This is a genomic window from Candidatus Pelagibacter sp. RS40 (genome assembly GCF_002101295.1).
In the GTDB taxonomy this organism is placed as follows: Bacteria; Pseudomonadota; Alphaproteobacteria; order Pelagibacterales; family Pelagibacteraceae; genus Pelagibacter.
The window spans coordinates 1234756-1260205 of the sequence record NZ_CP020778.1 but is presented as its reverse complement, the minus strand read 5'-3'; the positions used below and the strand labels follow the sequence as shown (position 1 = coordinate 1260205).

The 25450-nt window shown below is 30.2% G+C and carries 21 protein-coding genes and 5 tRNA genes; 6 read left to right on the top strand and 20 right to left on the bottom strand.

Features of this window, described 5'->3' with window-relative positions:
- Nucleotide 1: 1 nt before the first annotated feature.
- The 15 genes from fusA to B8063_RS06330 all read right to left on the bottom strand — a co-directional run bounded on the left by fusA (nucleotide 2) and on the right by B8063_RS06330 (nucleotide 15649).
- Nucleotides 2-2077, bottom strand: coding sequence for an elongation factor G (gene fusA / locus B8063_RS06400; protein ID WP_085070577.1), 2076 nt, complete (start codon nucleotides 2075-2077; stop codon nucleotides 2-4).
- Nucleotides 2078-2080: 3 nt separating this feature from the next.
- A complete protein-coding gene (gene rpsG / locus B8063_RS06395; RefSeq protein WP_075521568.1) occupies nucleotides 2081-2551 on the bottom strand; it encodes a 30S ribosomal protein S7 in 471 nt (156 codons plus the stop codon).
- A 3-nt stretch (nucleotides 2552-2554) separates the two neighbouring features.
- Entirely contained in the window at nucleotides 2555-2926 is a 372-nt protein-coding gene (gene rpsL / locus B8063_RS06390) for a 30S ribosomal protein S12 (RefSeq protein ID WP_075521569.1), read from the bottom strand.
- Nucleotides 2927-3075: 149 nt separating this feature from the next.
- Nucleotides 3076-7239, bottom strand: a complete 4164-nt coding sequence (gene rpoC, locus B8063_RS06385) for a DNA-directed RNA polymerase subunit beta' (RefSeq protein WP_085070575.1) — start codon at nucleotides 7237-7239, stop codon at nucleotides 3076-3078.
- A 1-nt stretch (nucleotide 7240) separates the two neighbouring features.
- Nucleotides 7241-11323 (bottom strand): DNA-directed RNA polymerase subunit beta, encoded by a 4083-nt coding sequence (gene rpoB / locus B8063_RS06380; RefSeq protein WP_085070573.1) that lies wholly within the window; start codon nucleotides 11321-11323, stop codon nucleotides 7241-7243.
- Between the two features lie 49 nt (nucleotides 11324-11372).
- Nucleotides 11373-11744 (bottom strand): 50S ribosomal protein L7/L12, encoded by a 372-nt coding sequence (gene rplL, locus B8063_RS06375; RefSeq protein WP_075521572.1) that lies wholly within the window; start codon nucleotides 11742-11744, stop codon nucleotides 11373-11375.
- A 19-nt stretch (nucleotides 11745-11763) separates the two neighbouring features.
- Nucleotides 11764-12270, bottom strand: coding sequence for a 50S ribosomal protein L10 (rplJ, locus tag B8063_RS06370; RefSeq protein ID WP_085070911.1), 507 nt, complete (start codon nucleotides 12268-12270; stop codon nucleotides 11764-11766).
- A 5-nt stretch (nucleotides 12271-12275) separates the two neighbouring features.
- The gene (rplA, locus tag B8063_RS06365) at nucleotides 12276-12965 is read right to left on the bottom strand and encodes a 50S ribosomal protein L1 (protein ID WP_085070571.1); all 690 of its coding nucleotides are present in this window, start codon (nucleotides 12963-12965) and stop codon (nucleotides 12276-12278) included.
- A complete protein-coding gene (gene rplK, locus B8063_RS06360; protein ID WP_085070569.1) occupies nucleotides 12965-13393 on the bottom strand; it encodes a 50S ribosomal protein L11 in 429 nt (142 codons plus the stop codon). Before rplK ends, rplA begins: the two co-directional genes overlap by 1 nt.
- A complete protein-coding gene (nusG, locus tag B8063_RS06355; protein ID WP_085070563.1) occupies nucleotides 13393-13923 on the bottom strand; it encodes a transcription termination/antitermination protein NusG in 531 nt (176 codons plus the stop codon). The genes rplK and nusG overlap by 1 nt, the downstream gene beginning before the upstream one ends.
- A complete protein-coding gene (gene secE / locus B8063_RS06350; protein ID WP_075521867.1) occupies nucleotides 13923-14114 on the bottom strand; it encodes a preprotein translocase subunit SecE in 192 nt (63 codons plus the stop codon). The genes nusG and secE overlap by 1 nt, the downstream gene beginning before the upstream one ends.
- Nucleotides 14115-14130: 16 nt before the next feature.
- Nucleotides 14131-14206, bottom strand: a tRNA-Trp gene (locus B8063_RS06345).
- A 7-nt stretch (nucleotides 14207-14213) separates the two neighbouring features.
- The gene (gene tuf, locus B8063_RS06340; protein WP_085070560.1) at nucleotides 14214-15404 is read right to left on the bottom strand and encodes an elongation factor Tu; all 1191 of its coding nucleotides are present in this window, start codon (nucleotides 15402-15404) and stop codon (nucleotides 14214-14216) included.
- A gap of 44 nt (nucleotides 15405-15448) precedes the next feature.
- Nucleotides 15449-15522: transfer RNA gene (locus B8063_RS06335), tRNA-Gly, on the bottom strand.
- 41 nt (nucleotides 15523-15563) lie between these two features.
- Nucleotides 15564-15649, bottom strand: a tRNA-Tyr gene (locus tag B8063_RS06330).
- 135 nt (nucleotides 15650-15784) lie between these two features.
- On the opposite strand from B8063_RS06330, the gene rlmB reads away from it, so the two are divergent.
- Both rlmB and B8063_RS06320 read left to right on the top strand, forming a co-directional pair.
- Nucleotides 15785-16528, top strand: a complete 744-nt coding sequence (rlmB, locus tag B8063_RS06325) for a 23S rRNA (guanosine(2251)-2'-O)-methyltransferase RlmB (RefSeq protein ID WP_085070558.1) — start codon at nucleotides 15785-15787, stop codon at nucleotides 16526-16528.
- Nucleotides 16529-16561: 33 nt separating this feature from the next.
- Nucleotides 16562-16637: transfer RNA gene (locus B8063_RS06320), tRNA-Thr, on the top strand.
- A 37-nt stretch (nucleotides 16638-16674) separates the two neighbouring features.
- Here the strand turns inward: B8063_RS06320 and B8063_RS06315 are convergent.
- The 5 genes from B8063_RS06315 to B8063_RS06295 form a co-directional block, all read right to left on the bottom strand.
- Nucleotides 16675-17178 (bottom strand): hypothetical protein, encoded by a 504-nt coding sequence (locus tag B8063_RS06315; protein WP_157101725.1) that lies wholly within the window; start codon nucleotides 17176-17178, stop codon nucleotides 16675-16677.
- Nucleotides 17179-17329: 151 nt separating this feature from the next.
- Nucleotides 17330-17791 carry a hypothetical protein gene (locus tag B8063_RS06310; RefSeq protein WP_085070554.1) on the bottom strand — a complete coding sequence of 154 codons (462 nt, stop codon included), beginning with the start codon at nucleotides 17789-17791 and terminating at the stop codon, nucleotides 17330-17332.
- On the bottom strand, nucleotides 17792-18565 hold the full coding sequence (locus B8063_RS06305) for an NAD kinase (RefSeq protein WP_085070552.1): 774 nt from the start codon (nucleotides 18563-18565) through the stop codon (nucleotides 17792-17794).
- A 4-nt stretch (nucleotides 18566-18569) separates the two neighbouring features.
- Nucleotides 18570-18655: transfer RNA gene (locus B8063_RS06300), tRNA-Leu, on the bottom strand.
- Between the two features lie 104 nt (nucleotides 18656-18759).
- Nucleotides 18760-21312: a triple tyrosine motif-containing protein gene (locus tag B8063_RS06295; protein WP_085070550.1), complete on the bottom strand. Its 2553-nt coding sequence runs from the start codon at nucleotides 21310-21312 to the stop codon at nucleotides 18760-18762.
- Here B8063_RS06295 and B8063_RS06290 point away from each other — a divergent pair.
- From B8063_RS06290 to B8063_RS06275, 4 genes are all read left to right on the top strand, one after another.
- A complete protein-coding gene (locus B8063_RS06290; protein ID WP_157101724.1) occupies nucleotides 21311-21553 on the top strand; it encodes a superinfection immunity protein in 243 nt (80 codons plus the stop codon). The two genes, B8063_RS06295 and B8063_RS06290, sit on opposite strands and share 2 nt — an antisense overlap.
- Nucleotides 21554-21688: 135 nt before the next feature.
- Entirely contained in the window at nucleotides 21689-22498 is an 810-nt protein-coding gene (locus B8063_RS06285) for an HAD-IIB family hydrolase (protein WP_085070546.1), read from the top strand.
- A gap of 8 nt (nucleotides 22499-22506) precedes the next feature.
- Complete coding sequence (locus B8063_RS06280) at nucleotides 22507-23727, top strand: glycosyl transferase (RefSeq protein WP_085070544.1); 1221 nt, start codon at nucleotides 22507-22509, stop codon at nucleotides 23725-23727.
- The gene (locus B8063_RS06275; protein WP_085070542.1) at nucleotides 23727-25448 is read left to right on the top strand and encodes an alpha-amylase family glycosyl hydrolase; all 1722 of its coding nucleotides are present in this window, start codon (nucleotides 23727-23729) and stop codon (nucleotides 25446-25448) included. The genes B8063_RS06280 and B8063_RS06275 overlap by 1 nt, the downstream gene beginning before the upstream one ends.
- Nucleotides 25449-25450 lie beyond the last annotated feature (2 nt).

The window sequence follows — 25450 nt, the reverse complement described above, 5'->3', positions numbered from 1 at the left end:
TTTAACCTGTTTTCTTTGTTACTTCGTCTTGAACATTTTGTGGAACCTTGTCGTAATGATCAAAAAACATTGTGTATTGAGCTCTACCTTGTGACATTGATCTTAAATTATTTATATAACCAAACATGTTAGCTAATGGTACCATTGCTGTAATGACAGTTGCATTACCTCTTTGCTCTTGTGTATTTATTTGCCCTCTTCTACTATTTAAATCACCAATTACATCACCCATGTAATCTTCTGGAGTAACAACCTCAACTCTCATTATAGGTTCAAGTAATTTTAAAGTACCTCTAGTGCATGCTTCTTTAAAACACTGTCTAGAAGCTAATTCGAATGCAAGAACACTTGAGTCAACATCGTGATGTAGTCCATCTAAAATTGTAACTTTATAATCTATCAGTGGAAATCCAGCTAATATTCCACCATCTGCAACAGTCTCTACACCTTTTTCTACGCCAGGTATAAATTCTTTTGGAATTGCTCCACCTTTTATTTTACTTTCTACTTCTCTTCCTTTTCCTGGTTCAAGAGGCTCTACAGATAATTTAACTCTAGCAAATTGACCTGCTCCACCACTTTGTTTTTTGTGTGTATAATCAAATTCTGCTGCACTTAATATAGTTTCTCTGTATGCAACTTGTGGAGCTCCAACATTTGCCTCCACTTTAAATTCTCTTTTCATTCTATCTACAATTATGTCTAGGTGTAATTCTCCCATACCTTTAATGATGGTCTGTCCCGACTCTTCATCAGATGTAACTCTAAAAGATGGATCTTCTTTCGCTAGTCTGCCCAAAGCTTCACCCATTTTTTCTTGGTCAGCTTTAGTTTTTGGTTCAACTGCTATTTCAATTACCGGATCAGGAAATTCCATTGGCTCTAACAATACTGGAGTGTCTTTATTCGCTAAAGTATGGCCAGTAATAGTATTTTTTAGTCCAGCTAAAGCAACTATATCTCCAGCGTTTGCCTCTTTAATATCTTCTCTGGAATTAGCGTGCATTAGTAGCATTCGACCGACTCTTTCCTCTTTATCTTTTGATGTATTATAGATCCCTGTTCCAGACTTAACTGTCCCAGAATAAATTCTAATAAATGTTAAACTTCCCACAAATGGATCATTTGCAACTTTAAACGCTAGTGCTGAAAAAGGTGCACTATCTTCAAATTTCATTTCCATTTCGTCATCAGATCCTTGTTTTGTACCAGTTATAGAGCCTATATCTTTAGGGCTTGGTAAGTAATCAACAACAGCATCTAAAAGTGGTTGAACACCTTTATTTTTAAATGCAGAACCAGTAAGAACTGGAACAAAATCAAAATTTAAACATCCTTTTCTAACACATTTTATTAGATCCTCTTGGCTAATTTCCTCACCACCTAGATAAGCTTCCATTAGTTTTTCATCCTGTTCTACTGCAGTTTCAACTAGTTCTTGTCTATACTTGTCGCAAATTTCTTTTAAATCTTCTGGAATATCTTGTTCTTCCCACTCCGCACCTAAATCTTCATTTTTCCAAACGATAGCTTTCATTTTAATCAGGTCAACAACACCTTTTAAAGATGCTTCTATACCAATTGGAACCTGCATTACGAGAGGTTTGGCGCCTAATCTATCTTTTATCATTCCAACACATCTAAAAAAATCAGCACCAGTTCTATCTAATTTATTTACAAAACAAATTCTTGGTACTTTGTATTTATCAGCTTGTCTCCATACTGTTTCAGATTGAGGCTCTACTCCAGCTACACCATCAAAAACAGCAACAGCGCCATCTAAAACTTTTAATGATCTTTCTACTTCAATTGTAAAATCTACGTGACCAGGTGTATCGATAATATTAATTCTATGTTCTCTCCAAAAACAAGTCGTTGCAGCAGACGTTATTGTTATGCCTCTTTCTTGCTCTTGTTCCATCCAGTCCATTGTTGCAGCTCCGTCATGAACCTCACCTATTTTATGACTTTTTCCTGTGTAATATAAAATTCTTTCAGTTGTTGTGGTTTTGCCTGCATCTATGTGAGCCATGATGCCTATGTTTCTATATTTGTCTAATGTGTGAGTTCTTGCCATTAATTACCACCTAAAATGTGCGAATGCTTTGTTAGACTCCGCCATTTTGTGAGTGTCCTCTTTCTTTTTTATTGCTGATCCTCTGTTTTGATATGCATCAAAAATCTCATTAAACAATTTATCAGACATATTTTTATCTTTTCTTTTTCTTGATGCATCAATAATCCATCTTAAAGCTAAAGCTTGAGATCTTTTTGCTTTTACTTCAACAGGAACTTGATATGTGGCACCACCTACTCTTCTTGATCTAACTTCAACAGTTGGTCTAACATTATTTATAGCGTCGTTAAAAACAGTGATTGGTTCATCTTTAGATTTTGATTTAATTTTATCAATTGCATCGTAAACAATTTTTTCTGCTACAGTTTTTTTTCCATCATACATGATTGAATTTATTAATTTTGGAATAATTACAGATTTATATTTAGGATCTAAAACAGGAATTTTTTTAGGAGCTTTTCTCTTTCTAGACATATGTTATTTTCCTTTTTTGGTTCCGTAAAGTGATCTTCTTTGTTTTCTGTTTGCCACACCTTGCGTATCAAGATTACCTCTTAGAATATGGTATCTCACACCTGGTAAATCTTTTACTCTTCCTCCTCTGATTAGAACAACTGAGTGTTCTTGAAGATTATGTCCTTCGCCTGGGATATATGCTGTAACTTCAAAGCCATTTGAAAGCCTGACTCTTGCAACTTTTCTTAATGCTGAATTTGGTTTTTTTGGAGTTGTTGTGTAAACTTTAACACACACACCTCTTTTTAAAGGTTGTTTTTGTAAAGCTGGAACTTTGTTCCTTGCTAAAGGTCGTGTTCTACTTTTTCTTAACAACTGGTTTATTGTTGGCATAAATTTAATTTTTATTTTTGATGAAATAACTGACAGGTTATTTGTGGCAGCGTTTAGTGATCAAGTCACTACATTCCAACCAAAAACATGGCCAAAATACATTAGAAATTGTATTTGTCAAACTAAAAGCAGTTAAATTTTGCCCAATTTTATTGATTAATTTGAGCTTCTGAGGGTTCTAAGGTCTCTTGTTCAGTTAGGAATTTTTTATCATCATCTAGCGCTTTTCTATTCCAATTGTTCTTAATTGAACCTGTGCCAGCAGGAACTAGTCGTCCAACAATAACATTTTCTTTCAATCCAACTAATTTATCAACTTTACCCTTTATTGCAGCATCAGTTAATACCCTTGTTGTTTCTTGGAATGATGCAGCAGATATAAATGACTCTGTTTGTAGTGATGCTTTAGTTATTCCCATCAAAACTCTTTCACCAACCGCTGGTTTTTTATTTTCAGCTTTTAAATTTTCATTAATTTGTTCGAATCTAATTCTATCTATTACTTCTCCAGGTAACAGACTGCTATCACCTGGTTCTTTAACCTCAATTTTTTTAAGCATTTGTCTTAAAATTACTTCGATATGTTTATCGTTAATAATTACTCCTTGAAGTCTATAAACATCTTGAACTTGGTTAACAAAGTATTCAGTTAATTCCTCAATACCTAAAATTCTTAAAATATCATGGGGTAAAGGTTGACCATCTAACAGATATTCACCTTTTTTAATTTTTTCACCTTGGTTAAAATTAATATGTTTTCCTTTAGGAATTAAATAACTTGAAGTTTCACCGTTCTCAGATTCAATTGTTACTCTTTGTTTGCCTCTTACCTCTTTTCCAAAAATTACTTTTCCATCATTTTCAGCAATTATGGCACTGTCTTTCGCTTTTCTTGCTTCAAATAATTCTGCTACTCTTGGCAAACCTCCAGTAATGTCTTTTGTTTTAGTAGTTTCCTTAGGTAATCTTGCAATAACATCACCTGCTGAAATTTTCTGTCCATCCTTTACTGATAAAATTGAGTCTGGAACTAAATAATATCTAGCCTCATTATCATCTGCTTTTTTAATTACATTACCTTTTGCATCTCTAAGCGTAATTCTTGGTTTTAGATCGGTATTTTTTGATTGTGTTTTCCAATCAACAACTGCTTTTGTTGAAATCCCCGTAGCATCATCAACAGTTTCAGCAAGTGATACTCCATCGATCAAATCAACGTAATTAGCGACTCCATCTTTTTCAGCAATTACAGGTGTTGTGTATGGGTCCCATTCGCATATCTTTGCACCTTTTTTAATTTTATCGTCGTTTTGAAAAAATAGTTTTGAACCATAAGGAACTTTGTAAGAAGCAACCTGTAATCCATTTCCATCTTCTATTGAAAGCTCAGTATTTCTTCCCATAACTATTTGATTTTTCTTTGAGTCTTCTAATAGGTTAGTATTTACAATTTTCAATATTCCATCTGAACTTGATACAATTTGTGAGTCTTGTTTTACAGAGGCAGTTCCACCAACGTGAAACGTTCTCATCGTTAATTGTGTGCCTGGTTCCCCAATTGATTGAGCAGAAATCATTCCAATAGCCTCACCAACGTGTACCATTTTACCTCTAGATAGGTCTCTTCCATAGCATGTTGCGCAAACTCCTTCTTTAAGACTACAGGTCATTACTGAATAAACACTCAATGTTTTAACCCCAGCCGCATCTATTTTTTCACATGCAGCTTCATCTATCATCTGACCTTTTTTAATTATAACATCACCAGTTAAAGGATTTTTTACATCTTTTGCTGTAACACGTCCTAATGATCTTTCTGAAAGGCTTACCATAATATTTCCACCCTCCAATACTTCAGATAGCTTGATAAAACCTGGCTTATCACATTTTTGTTTTGTAATTGTTAAATCTTGGGCAACATCACATAACCTTCGTGTCAAATATCCTGAGCTTGCAGTTTTCAAAGCTGTATCAGCTAAACCTTTTCTAGCACCGTGTGTTGAATTAAAGTATTCGAGAGCTGTTAGACCTTCCTTGAAATTTGAAGTAATCGGCGACTCGATAATTTCACCTGATGGTTTCGCAATCAAACCTCTCATTCCAGCTAATTGCTTCATTTGTGCAGCAGATCCTCTTGCTCCACTATCAGCCATCATGAATACTGAGTTGATTTTAAGACCGTCTTCTGTAACTTCTGTTGCAGAAATTCTCTTCATCATCTCAGATGCAACTCTATCTGTACATTTAGACCATGCATCAATTACTTTGTTATATTTTTCACCTCTAGTGATCAATCCTTCAGCATATTGGTTTTCATAATCTGAAATTAATTTTTTTGTCTCATCAATTAATTGTTGTTTATTATCCGGTATTACCAAATCATCTTTTCCAAATGAAATTCCAGCTTTAAACGCGTGTTTAAAACCTAAATCTTTTAACTTATCACAGAATATAACCGTACTTTTTTGTCCTGAGAACCTGAACACATGATCAATAACTTCTGAAACAACTTTTTTTGGTAAAAGTCTATCTACTAATGAAAATTTGTTATTAACATTTTTTGGTATTAAATTTGACAATAAAAATCTTCCTGCTGTACTGATGTGTTTTTCAAATTTAGTATTTCCTTTCTCATCAACAGTTTCAAATCTTGAAACTATTCTTGAGTGAACTTTGATTTGACCAATTTCAAGTGCATGTTCTATTTCTGATGTGTTAACAAAATATCCTTCTACTCTGTCTTTTTGATAAGGTGGCTGAGATAAATAATAAATCCCTAAAATCATATCCTGACTAGGAACAATAATCGGTTTACCATTAGATGGACTTAAAATATTATTTGTAGACATCATCAATACTCGTGCTTCTAATTGTGCTTCTAAACTTAGTGGAACGTGTACTGCCATTTGATCACCATCAAAGTCAGCATTAAATGCAGCACAAGTTAATGGATGAAGTTCTATGGCATTTCCTTCAATAAGTTTTGGTTCAAAAGCTTGTACTCCTAATCTATGAAGTGTTGGAGCTCTATTTAAAATGACCGGATGTTCTCTAACTATTAACTCTAATGCATCCCAAACTTCATTTCTCTCTCTTTCGACTAATTTTTTTGCTTGTTTAATTGTTGATGCCAAGCCTAATTTATTTAATCTTGCGTAAAGAAATGGCTTAAATAATTCAAGAGCCATTTTTTTTGGAAGACCACATTCATGTAGTTTTAAATCTGGCCCAACGACTATCACTGATCTTCCAGAATAATCTACTCTTTTACCTAATAAATTTTGTCTAAATCTTCCCTGTTTACCTTTTAACATTTCAGCTAAAGACTTTAATGGTCTTTTGCCTGTTCCGGTAATAACTCTGCCTCTTCTTCCATTGTCAAATAATGCATCGACAGACTCTTGGAGCATTCTTTTTTCGTTTCTAACAATAATATCTGGAGCTTTGAGATCCATTAATCTCTTTAGTCTGTTATTTCGATTTATCACTCTTCTATATAGATCGTTCAAATCTGAAGTTGCAAATCTGCCACCATCTAATGGTACTAAAGGTCTTAATTCTGGAGGAATAACTGGAATTGTTGTTAAAATCATCCATTCAGGCTTATTTCCAGTTTCTATAAATGATTCAATTAACTTTAATCTTTTTATTGATCTTTCCTCTGATACTTTTGATTTAGTCTCTTTTATTGTTTTTATTAAATTATTTTTTTCCTCTTCAAGATTAATAGATTTTAAAATTTCAAGAATTGCCTCTGCGCCAATGCCTGCTGTAAAAGATTCTTCCCCATATTCATCTTGATATTTTATTAATTCCTCTTCACCAAGTAATTGATTTTTCTTTAATCCAGTTAATCCAGGCTCAATAACTATAAAATTTTCAAAATAAAGAACCCGTTCAACCTCTTTAAGTTTCATATCAATCGCCAATGATATTCTGCTAGGAAGAGATTTTAAAAACCATATATGAGCAACAGGGGTAGCAAGGTTTATGTGACCCATTCTTTCTCTTCTTACATTTGATTTTGTTACTTCAACACCACATTTCTCACATATAATTCCTCTAAATTTCATTCGTTTGTATTTTCCACACAAACATTCATAATCTTTTATTGGTCCAAAAATTCTTGCACAGAACAAACCATCTTTTTCTGGTCTAAATGTTCGATAATTTATTGTTTCTGGTTTTTTAATCTCACCATATGTCCAAGATTTAATTTTTTCAGGGCTAGCTAGTGTAATTTTAATACTATTAAAATTTTGAGCCTCTGAAATTTCAGACCCTTTAAATAAATCTGTTAATTCTTTACTCATATTAATTTAACTCCACATTTAGTGCTAAAGACTTTATTTCTTTTACTAAAACGTTAAATGATTCTGGTATTCCAGACTCAAAGTTTTCTTCACCTTTAACTATCGTTTCATAAACTTTTACTCTACCAGCAACATCATCTGATTTTACTGTCAGTATTTCTTGTAAAGTATATGAGGCACCATATGCTTCTAATGCCCAAACTTCCATTTCACCAAATCTCTGTCCACCTAATTGTGCTTTTCCGCCAAGTGGTTGTTGAGTAACTAAACTGTATGGTCCTGTTGATCTTGCATGAATTTTATCTTCAACAAGGTGATGTAACTTGAGCATATAAATTGTTCCAACAGTTACTGGTCTATCAAATTTTTCACCTGTTCTTCCATCCCATAAATGTGTTTGTCCAGAGTTTGGGAGTTCTGCTAGATCTAGCATGTTTGTTACATCTTGCTCTTTAGCGCCATCAAAAACTGGTGTCGCTATAGGAACACCATTTTGAATGTTATCACATAGATCTTTAAATTCTGTATTTGATAATTTATCAATGTTTTCTTCATAAACATCATCACCATAAACAGATTTCAAAAATGTTTTCATTTTTTCATTTTTTTCTATCTTTTTCTGATTTTCGTTGACTAAATTTTTTAATTTTTCACCAAGTTCAGTGCAAGACCATCCTAAATGAGTTTCTAAGATTTGACCTACATTCATTCTACTAGGTACTCCTAATGGATTTAAAACTATATCAACTGGTTTTCCATTTTCTCTATATGGCATATCCTCTACTGGAACAATTTTACTAACTACTCCTTTATTGCCATGTCTTCCTGACATTTTATCACCTGGTCTAAGTCTTCTTTTGATAGCTACAAAGACTTTTACCATTTTCATGACGCTTGGTAATAAATCATCACCTTGTCTGATTTTTAATACTTTATCTTCAAAACGATCCTGAATATCTTTTTTTGCACTATTATATTGATCTTTAAGCTGTAATAATAAGTCTGAATTTTTTGTATCATTTGTAGTTATTTTAAATAAATCAGAAATTAATAAACTATTGATTTTATCATCATCTAATTTAGTTCCAGCATCTAGATCTTTTATTCTTTTATCTAATGAAGAGCCCGCTAAAAATGTTGCTGCTCTTTGTTTAATACTTCTCTCTAAAATTTCTTCCTCAACTTTTTTGTCTTCTTGAACGCTTTCTATCTCAGCTCTTTCTATTGTAATTGACCTTTCATCTTTTTCTATACCATGCCTATTAAAAACTCTTACATCTACAACAATACCACCGCTTCCACTTGGCATTTTTAAAGATGTATCAGTAACATCGATTGCTTTTTCTCCAAATATTGATCTTAATAACTTTTCTTCAGGTCCTGAAGCTGAGTCTCCTTTTGGCGTTACTTTTCCAACTAGTATATCTCCTGGTTTTACTTCTGCTCCTATATAAACAATTCCGGATTCGTCTAAATTTTTCAAAGCTTCTTCATTTACATTCGGTATATCTCTTGTGATGTCTTCTTCACCTAATTTTGTATCACGAGCCATCACTTCATACTCTTCTATATGTATTGAGGTAAATACATCATCAGTTACACATCTCTCAGAAATAAGAATTGAGTCTTCAAAATTGTAACCTTGCCATGGCATAAATGCTACGGTAACATTTTTACCTAGAGCCAGTTCACCAATTTTAGTTGATGGTCCATCTGCTATAATATCTCCTGATTTAACTTTGTCACCGACTCTAACTAACGGCTTTTGATTAATACAAGTATTTTGGTTTGATCTTTTAAATTTTTGTAAATTATAGATATCAACACCTGATTGAGAATAATCTTTTTCATTGGACGCTTTAATTACAATTCTTTTTCCATCAATTTTATCAACAACTCCATCTCTTCTTGCAACAATTGTAACACCAGAGTCTAAAGCTACATCACTTTCAATACCAGTTCCAACTAGAGGCGCTTCAGGTTTTAATAAAGGCACAGCCTGTCTCATCATGTTTGATCCCATTAATGCTCTGTTGGCATCATCATTTTCTAAAAATGGAATTAAAGATGCAGCAACTGAGACTAACTGTTTTGGCGATACATCTATGTAATCAATATTTTCTGGTTTTGATAAAATAAAGTTTAGATTTTCTCTACAAGATACAAGGTCTTCTTTAAATTTACCGTTTTTATCAATAACAGAATTGGCTTGAGCAATTGTAAATTTCGTCTCTTCCATTGCAGACAGGTATTCAATTTTATCTTGAACAACTCCATTTTCTACTTTCTTGTATGGACTTTCTATAAAACCATATTTATTTATTTTTGAATAAGTAGAAAGACTATTAATTAAACCAATGTTTGGTCCCTCAGGTGTTTCAATTGGGCAGATCCTCCCATAATGTGTTGGATGAACGTCACGAACCTCAAATCCCGCTCTTTCTCTTGTAAGACCACCTGGTCCTAAAGCAGAAACTCTTCTTTTATGAGTAATTTCTGACAACGGATTTGTTTGGTCCATAAATTGAGAAAGCTGAGAAGTTGCAAAAAAATCTTTTAAAGAAATCGTTAAAGGCTTTGCATTTATAAGATCCTGGGGCATTGCAGACTCAACATCTAAAGTGGTCATTTTTTCTTTAATCGCTCTTTCCATTCTATAGACACCTATACGAGCTTGGTTTTCAACTAATTCACCAACTGACCTTACTCTTCTGTTGCCAAGATGATCGATATCGTCAATTTCGTCCTTTCCATCTCTCAAATCTAACATTTTTTGAACAATTGCAAGTATGTCATCGTTTCTAAGAATTGTTATTTTATCTGAACAATTAAGATTTAATCTTGAATTCATTTTTACCCTACCAACATCTGATAAATCATACCTGTCAGAACTAAAAAATAGGTTATTGAAAATCTGAGTAGCAATCTCAATAGTTGGTGGCTCACCTGGTCTTAAAACCTTATAAATTTCAGTGATAGCATCATTTTTAGTTTCATTTTTATCATTTAATAAAGTCAATAATAAATATGGTCCTTTAGTAATAGAATTTGTTTTAGAAATTTCGACAGATTTGATGTTTGCTTCAATTATTTTTTGAACAATAGTATCATTTAACTCCGTACCTATTTTAAATACATCTTCACCTATTTTGATATCTTTATGAAGAAACTTTCCAAATAAAGACTCGCTAGATACAAATATTTCTTTTAGTCCATCGTTTGAAAGTTTTTTTGCAGTTAAAAAATTAATTTTTTCACCTTGTTTGACAACAACTTTATTATTTTTGGCATCTATTACTTCCTCTGAAAAATTTTTGGATTTGTAATTTTCAGGATCAAATTTAGTTTTCCATTTATTTAGTTTTTCATCAAAATTGTAAATATCTCTTTCATAAAATTCGTTGACTATATCGTTCTTTGAAAATCCAAGTGCCTGAAGTAAAGTTGATACTAAAATTTTCTTCTTTCTATCAATTCTAAAATAAAGAAAGTCTTTAACATCATATTCAAAGTCTAGCCAAGAACCTCTGTTAGGTATTACTCTGCAATTAAATAACAGTTTTCCACTTGCATGAGATTTACCTTTATCATGATCAAAAAATACGCCTGGGCTTCTATGCATTTGATTTACAACAACTCTTTGAACCCCATTAGTTATAAAAGTTCCACTGTTAGTCATCATTGGAACCTCGCCCATATAAACTTCTTGTTCTTTTGCTGATAAAATATCTTTAGTATTATTTTCCTGATCTATTTCATAAACAACTAACCTTAATGTACATTTAAGAGCTGCAGAATAAGTTAAGCCTCTTGTTATACATTCCTCAACATCAAATTTTGGTTTTTCTAATTTGTATGAAACATATTCTAATGTTGCTTTATCGTTTAAATCCTCAATTGGAAAAATGCTTTTAAAAACTCTATCAAACCCTTTAATTAAATGTTGTTCAACATCTTGTTTGAATTCTGTTAATTCTTTATAAGAGTTTTTTTGAACCTCAATTAAATTTGGAATAGATAAACTCTCTTTAAGTTTACCGAAACTTTTCCTTATGTTTTTCTTTTTTGTAAAAGATAACTGCATCACACCTACTGATTTAAAAAATTTAAATCAGCAAAAAATCCTGTTTAAATTACTTAAGTTCTACTTTTGCGCCAGCTGCTTCAAGTTTTTGCTTGATTTCCTCAGCCTCTTTTTTGTTAACACCCGATTTAACTTCTTTAGGTGCTCCTTCGACTAAATCTTTAGCTTCTTTTAATCCTAGAGCAGTGATAGCTCTAACTTCTTTAATTACATTTATTTTTTTATCACCTGCTGCTGTAAGCATAATTGTAAAATCGTCTTTTTCCTCTGCTGGCGCCGCACCTGCTGCTGCCGCTGGTGCTGCTGCAACTGCTGCTGCTGCTGTTACACCCCATTTTTCTTCAAGTTGTTTTGAAAGTTCAGCTGCTTCTACAACAGTCAAACTTGATAAATCTTCTATAATTTTATTTAAGTCAGCCATATTAGTCTAATGTCCCTGGTTATTTTTTTGATTTTTCGAGCGCTAAAATAGCGATTTTTGACGCCGGCGCAAGTAAAATACTTGCAATTTTTTGTGCTGGAGACCTTAAAATACCTACTATTTTTGCTCTTGCTTCATCTAGAGATGGTAATGTCGCAACATTTTGAACTCCTGCAACATCTAAAACGTCAGAACCCATTATACCACCTAAAATTTTTAAATTCTGATTCTCTTTAGAAAATTTTGTTAGTATTTTTGCAGATGTAATTGCATCCTCAGACATTGCTACAGCTGTTGGGCCACTGAATAAATCTGACAAATCTTTACATCTAGTTTTTTCTAAAGCTAATTTTGTAATTCTATTATTAGTTATTTTAAATTTAATACCATGTTCTCTCATTTGTTTTCTTAATTCATCTAACTGAGAAACTGTTAAGCCTTGATAATGAGTAACTATTACAGCCTCCGATTTATCAAACTGAGTTGACATATCACTAATGTACTGCTTCTTTTGCTCTTTATTCATCATAATTAAATGCTCTTACCTAATTTTACTTTATAAGAAATTCCCATAGATGATGTTACAAAAGCTTGTTTAACCAAATCACCTTTAAGAGTATTGTTTGCTTTTTCTTTCTCTAATGCATCAATGATTGCATTATAATTTTTAACTAATTTTTCATCATCAAAAGATTTTTTTCCTATGCTGACACCAATATTTCCATCTTTATCGTTTCTAATCTCCACTTGTCCAGACTTTGCATCAGAAACAGCTTTTGCTAAATCATTTGTTACTGAACCAAGTTTAGGATTTGGCATTAAACCTTTTGGACCTAAAACTTTACCTAATTTCGATAGTTTTATCATCATACCAGGCGTACAGATTAATTTTTCAAAATTTAATTCACCACCTTTTATTTTTTCTACAAACTCATCTCCTCCAACAATATCTGCACCGGCGTCTTTTGCTTCCTGAGATTTATTATCCTCACACACAACTGCAACTTTTACGGTTTTTCCAGTTCCACCGGGTAGATTAACAGCAGTTCTTATATTAATTTCGCTTTTTTTTTGTTTGTTATTAATTTGAAAACTTAAATCAATTGACTCGTCAAATTTAGTTGTACAATTCTGTTTAACTAATGATACTAATTTCTCAAAACTCTCAGAAGGTAGAGTGTTAGTATTCTCTGGTAATTTTTTAAATCTTTTTGATGGCATTATTCTTTTACCTCTATTCCCATTGATCTTGCAGATCCTGCAATAATTTTTGATGCTTCTTCTAAGTCATGTGCATTCAAGTCTTCCATTTTCTTTTTAGCAATTTCTTCAAGTTGTTTCTTTGAAATTGAAGCAACTATATTTCTCCCAGGTTCTTTTGAACCGCTTTTAAGTTTTACTGCTTCTTTGATAAAATGTGAAGCTGGTGGTGACTTTAAAACAAAGTCAAATTTTTTATCTTTATATACTGTAATTATTACTGGCACTGGTTTACCTGCAAAAGATTTTGTTTTCTCATTAAATGCTTTACAGAATTCCATGATATTAATTCCTCTTTGACCCAAAGCAGGACCAACAGGTGGTGCAGGATTTGCTTGTCCACCATTAATTTGTAACTTTATGTATCCACTAATTTCTTTTTTTGCCATTAACTTGCTTTCTCTACTTGGTTAAATTCTAAATCAACAGGTGTTGGACGACCAAAAATTGAAACCGAAACTTTAAGTCTTAGCTTCTCTTCATCAATATCTTCTACAAGACCACTAAAGGATGCAAAAGGCCCATCGATCACCTGAACTTTTTCACCAACGCTGTACTCTATAGCAGATTTTGGTTGTGCTACACCATCTTTTATTTGACCTAAAATTTTCTCAATTTCTTTATCTGAAACTGGAATTGGCATTCCTTTTGAACCTAAAAATCCACTCACTCTCTTAATGCCTTTAATCATATGATAAAGTTCATTATCCATTTCACTTTTTATGAGCACATAGCCAGGAAAATACTTCTTTTTTCTTTGAATTCTTTTCCCTCTTTTAACTTCAGTAATGTCATGGGTTGGCACAATAATTTCCTCAATTTTATCGGAAACTTTTGCTTTTTCAGCCTCCTCTTTAATTAAACCAGCAACTTTGTTTTCAAAACTAGAATGAGATTGAACTATATACCAATTTTTCATTATAAACTTACCTTAAGAATTAATTCTAAAAAGAACTTCAAAACTTGATCCAATAATAAAAAGAATAAAGATGCAATTATAGCCATTGCAACAACCATAAGAGCTCCTTGCAATGTTTCTTTCCCTGTTGGCCAAGTGACTTTAAAAGCCTCTTGCTTTACATCTTGAATAAATTTTAAAGGGTTTTTCATAATACTGTAACCTTTTTGGCAGGAGCGGAGGGAATCGAACCCCCAACCTCCGGTTTTGGAGACCGGCGCTCTACCAATTGAGCTACACTCCTATGGAGTTTACTCTATAATTTTAGTTACTACTCCAGCTCCTACTGTTCTACCACCTTCTCTTATTGCAAAGTTTAATTTCTCGTTCATCGCAATTGGTGTAATAAGTTTAACTGTAAATTTAGCATCATCACCAGGCATAACCATTTCAGTTCCAGCAGGTAACTCAACTTCACCAGTAACATCTGTTGTTCTAAAATAAAACTGAGGTCTGTATTTTGTAAAGAAAGGAGTATGTCTTCCACCCTCTTCTTTTTTCAACACATAAGCCTGAGCCTCAAATTTTGTATGTGGAGTAATTGATCCTGGTTTACAAAGAACTTGTCCTCTTTCAACATCAGTTCTTTCAACACCTCTTAAAAGAGCTCCAATGTTATCTCCAGCTTCTCCTGAATCTAAAAGTTTTCTAAACATTTCAACTCCAGTACAAACTGTTTTCTTTGTTTCTCTAATACCTACTATTTCAATTTCATCACCAGTCTTAATAATACCAGACTCTACTCTACCTGTTACTACAGTTCCTCTTCCAGAAATTGAGAAAACGTCCTCAACAGGCATCAAGAAATCTTTATCTTTTGGTCTATCTGGTTGTGGGATAAATTCATCTACAGCTTTCATTAAATCCATAATAGAATTTTTTCCAATTTCATCATCTCTACCTTCAACGGCTGCAAGTGCAGAACCTTTAACGATTGGTGTCTTGTCACCTGGGAATTTATATGATGTTAACAAATCTTTAATTTCCTCTTCAACAAGATCGATCATTTCTTTGTCATCAACTTGATCAACTTTGTTTAAGTAAACAACTATAGCAGGTACACCTACTTGCCTTGCTAAAAGAATGTGCTCCCTAGTTTGAGGCATTGGACCATCTGCAGCATTAACAACTAAAATTGCTCCATCCATTTGAGCTGCACCTGTAATCATATTTTTTACATAGTCAGCGTGACCTGGACAATCTACGTGCGCATAGTGTCTGTTTGCAGTTTCATATTCAACGTGAGCTGTTGAAATTGTAATTCCTCTTTCTTTTTCTTCAGGAGCTTTATCAATTTGATCATAAGCAGTAAATTGCGCACCGCCTGATTCAGCTAAAACTTTTGTGATCGCAGCTGTTAACGTAGTTTTACCGTGATCGACATGACCGATTGTACCGATGTTACAGTGCGGTTTATTTCTTACGAACTTTTCTTTTGACATTACTTGTTTACCTCTTTTTCCTTTACATTTTATTTTTAAATTTTTGGAGCGGGTAAAGGGAATCGAACCCTTACATCCAGCTTGGAAGGCTAGCGTTCTACCATTGAACTACACCCGCATCACCCAAGTATACTCCTAGTTATTTAAAATTATATTGAATGGTGGAGGGGGAAGGATTCGAACCTTCGAAGACCGAAGTCAACGGGTTTACAGCCCGCCCCATTTGACCGCTTTGGTACCCCTCCTAAATCGTTGGGGAAGCGTCCCCTTGTTCAATAAAGCTTTAAACAACACGCGTTTTATATATTTTTATTGTACAAAAGCAATAGGTGAAATATTGGTAAAATAGTTAAAAAAGCTTATAAAAATCAATAATTATCATGAACAAATCATCTTTTTTTATTGTAGGTAAACACGCTGTTTTTGAGGCTTTAAAAAATAAAAAAAGGAAGATTTTAAAAGTATTTTTAACTGAAGAGAGTAAAAAAAATATTCACAGATTAAGTCCAAAAAAAAATTTATTAAAGGATGTCAAAATATATTTTAAAACCAAGAAAGAATTAGACAAATATTCTAAAAATGAAGGCATACTTCATCAAGGCTATGTTGCAGAAATAGAACATTTAGAAAAAATTGAGTTAAAAGAATTTATATCAGATAAAAATAATTTAACTTTTGTATGTTTAGATGAAGTTACTGATCCAAGAAATATAGGCTCATTAATTAGAAGTGCTGCATCTTTTAATATAGATGGATTAATTGTTAAGGAAAGACATTTTCCAAAAGAAAGTAAATTAATGTACAAATCTGCTAGTGGCTGTGTTGAGCATCTTAATATATTTGAAGTGTCAAATATAAATACAACTCTCAAATTTCTAAGAGATAAAAATTTTTGGGTTTATGGGTTTGACTCGAAAAGCAATAAAGATTTTATGGATGTTAAATGGGAAGGAAATAATATTTTACTATTTGGTTCGGAGGGATCTGGAATTAAGCATCATACAAATAAATATACAGATTTTTCAGTTAAAATTAATATTAATGAAAATGTAGAAAGTTTAAATATTTCTAACAGTGCAGCCATAGTTTTTCATCATATAAATCAACATAAAAAAATATCTTGATAATAAAAAAAATGATATTACAAAACTCCAAATGCCCTTGTAGCTCAGTTGGTAGAGCAATTGATTTGTAATCAATAGGTCCGCGGTTCGAATCCGTGCGGGGGCACCATTTCTTTAGTAAAATCAAGTGGTCATTTGATATGCTATTAAGGTTTTAGCCATTCTTTATATTTTTTTTTTGCTTCTTTGCCTTTTAATACTTTATCTCCATCAACAGGTCCAACACAAAATTTACTTTCAAAATCATAATCATAAATATCAGATTTATGTTTTATGTATTCGGAGCCAATGAAACTTAAACCAGTTCCATCTTGTTTATTAAATTTATTCCTAGATTTAAGTTGAATAGTTTTAACCCATTTTGAACCACTGATAGGTTTATCAAATATAATTTCAACATTATTTGTTCCAACGAAGTCAATTTTTTTGATTCCAATTTTATTTAATCCATTAATGTATTCATGGATTGTTATTTTTGATTTTTTTTTGTCTAATTTAAAATACATTAATCCTAAATCTTCACCTTTTTCAAAAGGCATAGTTTCAGCTCTGTCCAATCCCATTTTTAAAACACACTTATAATAAATTACTTCAGCAACTGCATTTGTCGAAAAACATACAAGCATTAGGATTATTGAAAATCTTTTCATAAACCAAATTCTACCATTGAGATCATAGCGCAGTCAATTTTAAAATAGATTTCTAAAAATGTTGAGAAATAATTTTAAATTAGAAATTGATTCTCGATTTGTAATCAATAGGTCCGCGGTTCGAATCCGTGCGGGGGCACCACTAAAATCTTCAAACGTTTTTATTAATTTCTTTACAATTATAAAAGGTAATATCTTTTTCAGATGCTTCGCTATTAATATCTCTGGTAATTTCGTGCACAAGCTCTCCTGATTTTCTATTAATTATTCCAGACTCTGAATAATTTTTGGTTTTATCAAAACCTTTGAACAAAACTACTTCAGTATTTACAATTTTAACTTCTAAATTTTCAGAATAACTTAAGAAAGATGATAACCCATTAATAGTTAAATCTTTTGGTATTTTTGAGACAATTTCAAAATTATCTAAATTCTCATTATCAATTTCGTCTGAAGTAAAAACCTTATAATTGTATTCAGCATTTTTAATTATAATTTTTTCAAATTTACATTGAAAAGAAGTATTTATTTCATGATCAATTTTTATATTTGAAGCAATTGCGTTTATGGAAATGAAATTACTAATAATTATGTATAAAAGAAATTTTCTCATTTAATTTGTTTCATTTCTAATTTGTTCAATTTTAATTTTCTTTTGAAGACTTCTATTTGAGTCATATAACAGGCTAAATTTAATTTTTTTATTAATTTTTATTGAAATATTAATTGCGTTTCTTACTTCAACATTATCAGCAACTGCGCTCACTGGTCTTTTTAAGGGATTAATATTTTTAATAATTATTTTTGATTTATCTCCAACTATCTTTCCTCTCCATCTTCTTGGTCTAAACGGACTTATGGGACTAATAGCAAGTTTTTTTGAATCAATTCCTAATATCGGTCCATGAACGGACAAGTTATATGCTGTACTACCTGCTGGAGTAGATACCAAAACTCCATCTGAAACTAGGTTTTTAATAATAGTTTTTGAATTACTAGAAATTGACAATGATGCTGCTTGTTTACTTTGTCTTAAAATTGAAACCTCATTAATTGCAATAGATCTCTTAGTTAAATTTGATTTAGTTTTAACAATCATTTCCAATGGAGAAATTGTTACAACTCTAAATGATTTAGATAAATTATTCAAAGTATGTTTGGTTGAAAATTTATTCATTAAGAAACCGTAATTTCCAGAATTAATACCGTAAAACTTTTTATTGTATTTGTAATATCTTTTAAGTGATCCCAACATAAAACCATCGCCACCAATGACTACTATTAAATCTGAATTTGCTATTGTGTAATGACCTAATTTTTTTTTAACAAAATTCTTAATCTTTATTGAAAGATTGTTGTTATCAAAAAGTATGTGAGGTTTAATCACTTAGTGGTGCCCTCGGCCAGACTCGAACTGGCACTCCCAAAAGGGCAAGGATTTTAAGTCCTTTGTGTCTACCAATTTCACCACGAGGGCTCCTAGAGTTTGCATTGTTATATCTATCTTTTGTTTTAACACAACGCATTTATCTTGTTCAAGAATTATCGGTGACTAACCTATTTCAAAAAAAAGGTGCTTTATTAATTAACTTTAATTTTTTTTGCCATTTTGTCTAATATTGAATTAATTAATCGTTCTAAAGGTAATAGAATTAATCCTAACAAAACTTTTGAAAAAATACTAAATACAGGAACACCATTTGACAAATCTAAAATTAGTGGGTCTAAAACAAAATTAATATATTCAAAAAATGCAAGAATCATCATAAATGATATTGATGTAGCTAATGCAGCAGCTTTTCCAGTCTGTTTTAAAAATAATGTTGTAATTAATAATATTGAGAAAATTATAAATTCTACTATGTAGAATATTTTTGATTGCCACCAAGGATAATCAATATAAAAGGAATAATTGTTTATTTCAGATAAAACACCGTTAGAATTTAAACCTTGTATTTTAAAGTCATATTTTCCAGGTTTAAGGTTTGTATATGTAATATTGTGTGAGTAAGTAAAATCAGAGAATTTTTCGTCAAATCCAACTAATTGATATCTATATTTATTCTTATTTTCATAGAAATAATCAGTTAATGAAATTGTAAATGATATTTTATTTTGATTAAATTTAAAATCTTGTTTTATCTTAAACGTGTTATTTACTAAATCTTTATTTGGAGCGCCAAAAAAAACTTTTTGATCGTTGTTTACAATTTTTGAAATAATTGCACTACCCGTTTGATTATTATTAAAATCCTTATCATTAATTATTACAATACCTTCATTGCTGCTCATTAGAGTTAGGTTATTAAAGAAAAAAAACTCAGTATCTAAATGATGAGATATATTTTCAAATGGTAGTTTTAATATTTTTCCATCTGAGTCAATTTCATAGAATTCTTGAACTCTTTTTCCTTCAATTCTTTCAGTAAAAGTTACCCAATAACTATTGATATTGGTTTTTTTTAAATCAAGAATTTCTTTATTTTTAATATTTATAATTTTTGAAAATAAATCACTTTGCTTAAATCTTTCTTTTAAAAAATCATATTCTAGATAGTTTTTATTTGCGTAAATAATTAAATTATTATTTATATAAAATAATTTTACTTTACCTTCCGTAAATATTTTTTCGTCAAACTTTGTTTTATTTATATTGTTGTTTTCTATCTTAAATCTAAAAATTCCTTTTTTACTGACCCTAAACCAAATTTCATCTCTTTCCTCTAATTCATTTAAGTAACCAACACCAGAACCTTTATAAATTTTTCTATAATCTTTTAAATTAAATTTATTAATTAAGAATATTCCTTTTTTTGACCTAACTAATAGGTAATCTTTAAATATTTTACTTTCAATTATTTCAAAAACTATCCCTATATCCTTTTTATTTATTGCTAATTCATAATTTTCTGAATTATCAATAACACCTAAACCAGCATTAGAGCCTATTAAAAGTTTGTCATTAGAAATAAAAGTTTCCCAAACTTGAGTGTTTAATTTTTCTTTTCCAATTTGAATAAAGCTTTCTTTCAATTTACCGTTATTATCTAAAACAAGTTTTTTTAAATCTACATTTGTTCCAACATATAAATGATCTTGGTAAACATTTAGAGATCTCACACGGCTATTAAGATTTGATGATTTTAGATCATAAAATTTAAATTTAGAGTTTTCGTTTATTTTGCTTATGCCATCATCTAAACCAGCCCAAATAATTCCATTTTGATCTTGATATATTGATCTGATGTTATCTACTCTCAATCCACTATTTGAATTATAATGAGCAATTGGTTTCAAAGAATTATCCAAAATAAACAATCCTTCATAAGTAGCTAGACCAATTTTGTTATTTACCAAACCAAAAGTTCTGTAAATTACACCAATATTATTTATTATTTCATTATTAATTTTTAGGAAACCATCGTCTGTTTGCTTATAGACACCATTTTTTCTTGTAAAAACGACTAGTTCATTTGTTTTGGATTTATGAAATCCAGTAACTGTCTTATCTTTAAAAATTTCAGAATTTTTTATTTTTATAATTTTGTGATCATTAATAGTTGCTATACTATCTCCAATTAAAGCAATAAATATTTCATCATTTAAAAGTCTAGATACACCAAATTTCCTCTTATTAACTTTTTTAATTACTTTAATCTTTTTGTCTTTATAAAAAAAAAGATTATTTAAAGATCTAAAAAATATTTGTCCATCAGCTAGAGAAAATGTTTCATAAATAATATCTCTATTTTTATAATTTTTATCATCCAAATATTTATTTAAAGACTTATAAATAGGATCTCCACTTCCATTATTAGATATGAAACCAAAATTTCCTCTGCTACCAACAATTATATTACCTAATTTGTCTGTTGCGATAGATCTTGCAGGATCGTTATTGTCTAAAATGATATTGCTCCATGTTTTTCCATCATAAACTAACACCCCATAATTATTTGCAAAATATAACTTCCCATCAAGTCCTTCGGTTATACCCCAATTACTTGTAAAGCCACCATTAACTTCAGGGGGATAATTAGTAATTTCTGGAATTGGATAATTGACAACTTGTTTAGCTTTTGAAATTGTAATTATTAAACTAAATAATAATATATTAATAAAAAATTTAAACATGGATGCTATACTAACATTACTTGTTTTTACTATTCTACTTTGTATTTATTATATTCCATTTTTGGTTGCTGAAGTAAGGAAAATTAAGAATAAAAATTCAGTTTTTTGGCTGAATACTTTTTTTGGATGGTCGGTTATAGGTTGGCTTGTATTACTTTTTTATTCAAGCCTTATAAATAAAGCTGATACTATTACAGTCGTTGAGTATGTAAAAAAAAAAGGTTCAAAAAAAAACAAATAAAGAGAATTTTTTTAAGTCCTTTGTGTCTACCAATTTCACCACGAGGGCATCTGTAATTTTCATGAGTATTAATGCTAATATATATAATTGAACAAGATAAATAAGTAAATTTTTTTGTATTTATAAAATGAATTTATGACAATAAAAAAAAATAAAATAGTTATATTTACTGATCTTGATGGATCTATCCTTCATAGAGATACATTTAAATTTGACCAAATTAAAGATTACATAAAAAAACTAATAAATTCAGGAGTACATATAATTCCAAATTCCAGCAAAACAGAAAGCGAGATAATTGAATTTAACCAAGATCTAGGGGAAAATTTAGCTTATATTTCAGAAAATGGTTCAGTTATTAATAATCTCAATTTATTAAATTCAAATTTTCCAAACAAAATAATTCTAAGTAGAGAAAAAGAAAAGCTTGTAGAAATTTTTAAAAATAATGTATCAGAAAATTTACAGAGTAAATGTAAATTTATCACAAATCTAAATAAAAAAGATCAAATTAATATTTTTGGTTTGAGTGAAACAAAACTAAAAAATGCTTTAAATCGTAAATACACTGAACCTTTTTTGTTTGAGGGCAGTAAAAATGAAAAAAAAGATTTAACAAAAATACTGAAAAAAAACTCTTTAACCATTCAGGAAGGAGGTCGTGTGATAAACCTTTGTGATAATGTTAATAAAGTCAAATCTATGAACAAAGTATTAAAAATTTACAAAAAAATAGAGAGTAATATTAAAGTGATAGCTGTTGGAGACAATTATAATGATTTAGACATGCTAAAAAATAGTGATCTGCCGTGCCTTGTGTTTAATGATCAATTTAAAGAAGATCAAATAAATATAGATAATTTAATAATTTCTAACAAGCCATCTCCTGAGGGCTGGGCTGATGTGATTAAAATGGCGCTAGTTAAATTGGATTTTAATGTCTAGAATTTTGTATGAGTGATTTTTCTCAAAATGGAATAATTTCAACCTTACATGATTTTGGTACTAAAACTACTTCAGAAATCGAAAAAGAACTACTTTCATTTTCAAAACAAAGAAAAATGGAATTAATTCTTCCATGTCTTTATTCTGAATTAGAAGGAAATGCATTACCTAAAATTGTTAAAGAAATTAGTAAAACAAATTACTTAGATCATATAATTGTAGGTTTAGATAAAGCAAATTCCAAACAAGCGAAGAAAGCATGGAAGTTTTTTAAAAAATTAAATATGCCCTTCTCTATTCTTTGGAATGATGGTCCAGCTTTAAAAAAACTTGATCAAGAATTAAAGAAAAAAGATTTAGCTCCAAATGAACTCGGTAAAGGTAGAAATGTTTGGTACTGTCTTGGGATGTGTATAGCAAGAGATAGTGCACGTTCTGTTGCATTGCATGATTGTGATATCAAAACATACGATAGAAGAATGCTTGCAAAACTTTTTTATCCTGTAGTAAATCCAACTTTTAATTTTGAATTTTGCAAAGGATATTATCCAAGAATTGCTGAAAACAAGATGAATGGACGAGTTGCAAGATTATTAGTTTTTCCACTTTTAACAGCTTTAGAAAAAACTATTGGTAAAAGCGATTATTTAGAATTTATGAAATCATTTAAATACCCTCTAGCAGGAGAATTTTCATTTAGAAGAAATGTTTTACCTGAACTAAGAATATCATCTGATTGGGGTATTGAAGTTGGGATACTATCAGAGATGCAAAGAAGTTTTTCTCCACAAAATATTTGTCAGGTTGATCTTGCGGATAAATATGATCATAAACATCAAATATTATCAATTGATGATGAAACAAAAGGTTTATCAAGAATGTCGATTGATATAATAAAAACTTTTATTAAAAAATTAGCAACACAAGGAAATACATTTAGTAGAGAAAAATTTAGATCATTAAAGGCAACATATTACAGATCTGCTTTAGATTTAATTGATATATACAGAAGTGATGCTGAAATGAATGGTTTAAAATTAGATACACATACTGAGGAAAAGACAGTTGAGTTATTTGCAAGAAATATTATGAAAGCAGGTGAAGCCTTTATATTAAATCCTATGGATACACCTTTCATACCAACATGGAGTAGAGTTAAAAGTGCTATTCCAGATTTTTTAAAAAGATTAAAAGAAGTAGTAAATGAAGATAATAAAAAATATAGTTAATGTTATCTCAGATAAACAAAAGAAAAATTAGTTTTAAATTAAATCAAATATACAATTTTTTACCCAAAAATGAGATTGATCTTATTGCGGAGGAAATCTCACAAATAATCAATCATTTTAATAGAAATAATAAAAAGAAAAATTGGTTTGTCTCAGAAAAAACAACGATGGTGATTTGTTATGGCGATAGTATTTATTCAAAAAATAAGAAACATTTAAAAACCTTTCAGGCATTTTTTAATAAAAAATTAAATAAGTTTATTGATACAATACATTTCCTTCCATTTTATCCATCTAGCAGTGACAGTGGTTTTGCAGTTAAAGATCATTATAAAATAGATAGTAAATTTGGTAATTGGTTAAATATAAAAAACTTTTCTTCAAAAGCACATATTATGGCGGACATGGTTATAAATCACGCATCAGCTAGAGGTTTATGGTTTAAAAATTTTTTAAAGGAAAAAAAACCTGGCAAAGATTACTTTTTATTAATTAATTCAAAATTCAATGCTTCAAAAGTTGTAAGACCAAGAGATCATAAGTTACTGAAGGAAATCAATATATTTAAAAAAAAGGAATATCTTTGGAGAACCTTTAGTGATGATCAAATAGATCTTAATTTTTATAATCCAAAGGTTTTATTAAGATTTATTAAAATAATGCTTAATTTAATAAAAAATGGAGTAACAATTTTCAGGTTAGATGCAATTGCATATCTTTGGAAAAAAAGTGGTACAAAATGTATAAATTTAAAACAAACACACGAAATTGTAAAAGTCTTAAGGATTGTCTCTGACTCTTTAAGTATAAAAAGTATTATTGTTACTGAAACAAACCTGCCTGAAAAAGAAAACTTAAGCTATTTTGGAAATAATGATGAGTCTAATTGGATTTATAATTTTACTCTGCCACCTCTCTTAATATATTCTTTATTATTCGAAAATGGTACGTACCTAAATGCTTGGTGTAAAAAATTACCACAAACAAAAAAAGGAAATTCTTATTTAAATTTTATTGCTTCTCACGATGGCATAGGAATGAGACCGCTTGAAGGTATAATTAATAATCAATCAATCAAAAAATTATTATTGAGATTAAAAAAAAATGGATCAAAATTTTCCTATAGAAAAGTAAATAACAATAAAAAGAAAGTTTATGAGTCAAATATTACAGTTTTTGATGCATTAAAAGTCTCAGATAAAGATAAAAAGGGTTTATACAATTTTCAAAGGTATATAGCTGCACATGCAATTATGTTTTCCTTTGAGGGTGTTCCAGCCATATATTTTAACTCATTATTTGGTAAGTCAAACGATGAAGCAAGATATGTAATTACTGGAAATAATAGAGATGTTAATAGATTTAAATGGAACGAATTAAATATTTTAAAAAAAATTAAAAGCAATTCTTCAAAAGAGTATTACATATTTGAAACTTTAAAATACCTTCTAAAAATAAGAAAAAACCAAAAAGCGTTTCACCCTAATGCCTACAGAGCTAATATTAATCTAGGTAACAATTTTTTTTGTATTAAAAGAGTTAGTTTAGATAAAAAACAAACTATTTTATGTATAACTAATCTAACTTCAAAATTACAAAATGCTAAAATAAATAAAAAATACAACAAATTTAAAAATTTAATTGATTCAAATGTCAAACCTGAAATTTTAAATTCTATTAATCTAAAACCTTTTGAAACAATTTGGCTTTCAAATAAATAAAC

Excerpts from the sequence above, each read along its gene's own strand:
- fusA (WP_085070577.1), bottom strand. The coding sequence starts at position 2,077 with ATGGCAAGAACTCACACATTAGACAAATATAGAAACATAGGCATCATG.
- rpsG (WP_075521568.1), bottom strand. The coding sequence starts at position 2,551 with ATGTCTAGAAAGAGAAAAGCTCCTAAAAAAATTCCTGTTTTAGATCCT.
- rpsL (WP_075521569.1), bottom strand. The coding sequence starts at position 2,926 with ATGCCAACAATAAACCAGTTGTTAAGAAAAAGTAGAACACGACCTTTA.
- rpoC (WP_085070575.1), bottom strand. The coding sequence starts at position 7,239 with ATGAGTAAAGAATTAACAGATTTATTTAAAGGGTCTGAAATTTCAGAG.
- rpoB (WP_085070573.1), bottom strand. The coding sequence starts at position 11,323 with ATGCAGTTATCTTTTACAAAAAAGAAAAACATAAGGAAAAGTTTCGGT.
- rplL (WP_075521572.1), bottom strand. The coding sequence starts at position 11,744 with ATGGCTGACTTAAATAAAATTATAGAAGATTTATCAAGTTTGACTGTT.
- rplJ (WP_085070911.1), bottom strand. The coding sequence starts at position 12,270 with ATGAATAAAGAGCAAAAGAAGCAGTACATTAGTGATATGTCAACTCAG.
- rplA (WP_085070571.1), bottom strand. The coding sequence starts at position 12,965 with ATGCCATCAAAAAGATTTAAAAAATTACCAGAGAATACTAACACTCTA.
- rplK (WP_085070569.1), bottom strand. The coding sequence starts at position 13,393 with ATGGCAAAAAAAGAAATTAGTGGATACATAAAGTTACAAATTAATGGT.
- nusG (WP_085070563.1), bottom strand. The coding sequence starts at position 13,923 with ATGAAAAATTGGTATATAGTTCAATCTCATTCTAGTTTTGAAAACAAA.
- secE (WP_075521867.1), bottom strand. The coding sequence starts at position 14,114 with ATGAAAAACCCTTTAAAATTTATTCAAGATGTAAAGCAAGAGGCTTTT.
- tuf (WP_085070560.1), bottom strand. The coding sequence starts at position 15,404 with ATGTCAAAAGAAAAGTTCGTAAGAAATAAACCGCACTGTAACATCGGT.
- rlmB (WP_085070558.1), top strand. The coding sequence starts at position 15,785 with ATGAACAAATCATCTTTTTTTATTGTAGGTAAACACGCTGTTTTTGAG.
- B8063_RS06315 (WP_157101725.1), bottom strand. The coding sequence starts at position 17,178 with ATGAAAAGATTTTCAATAATCCTAATGCTTGTATGTTTTTCGACAAAT.
- B8063_RS06310 (WP_085070554.1), bottom strand. The coding sequence starts at position 17,791 with ATGAGAAAATTTCTTTTATACATAATTATTAGTAATTTCATTTCCATA.
- B8063_RS06290 (WP_157101724.1), top strand. The coding sequence starts at position 21,311 with ATGGATGCTATACTAACATTACTTGTTTTTACTATTCTACTTTGTATT.
- B8063_RS06295 (WP_085070550.1), bottom strand. The coding sequence starts at position 21,312 with ATGTTTAAATTTTTTATTAATATATTATTATTTAGTTTAATAATTACA.
- B8063_RS06285 (WP_085070546.1), top strand. The coding sequence starts at position 21,689 with ATGACAATAAAAAAAAATAAAATAGTTATATTTACTGATCTTGATGGA.
- B8063_RS06280 (WP_085070544.1), top strand. The coding sequence starts at position 22,507 with ATGAGTGATTTTTCTCAAAATGGAATAATTTCAACCTTACATGATTTT.
- B8063_RS06275 (WP_085070542.1), top strand. The coding sequence starts at position 23,727 with ATGTTATCTCAGATAAACAAAAGAAAAATTAGTTTTAAATTAAATCAA.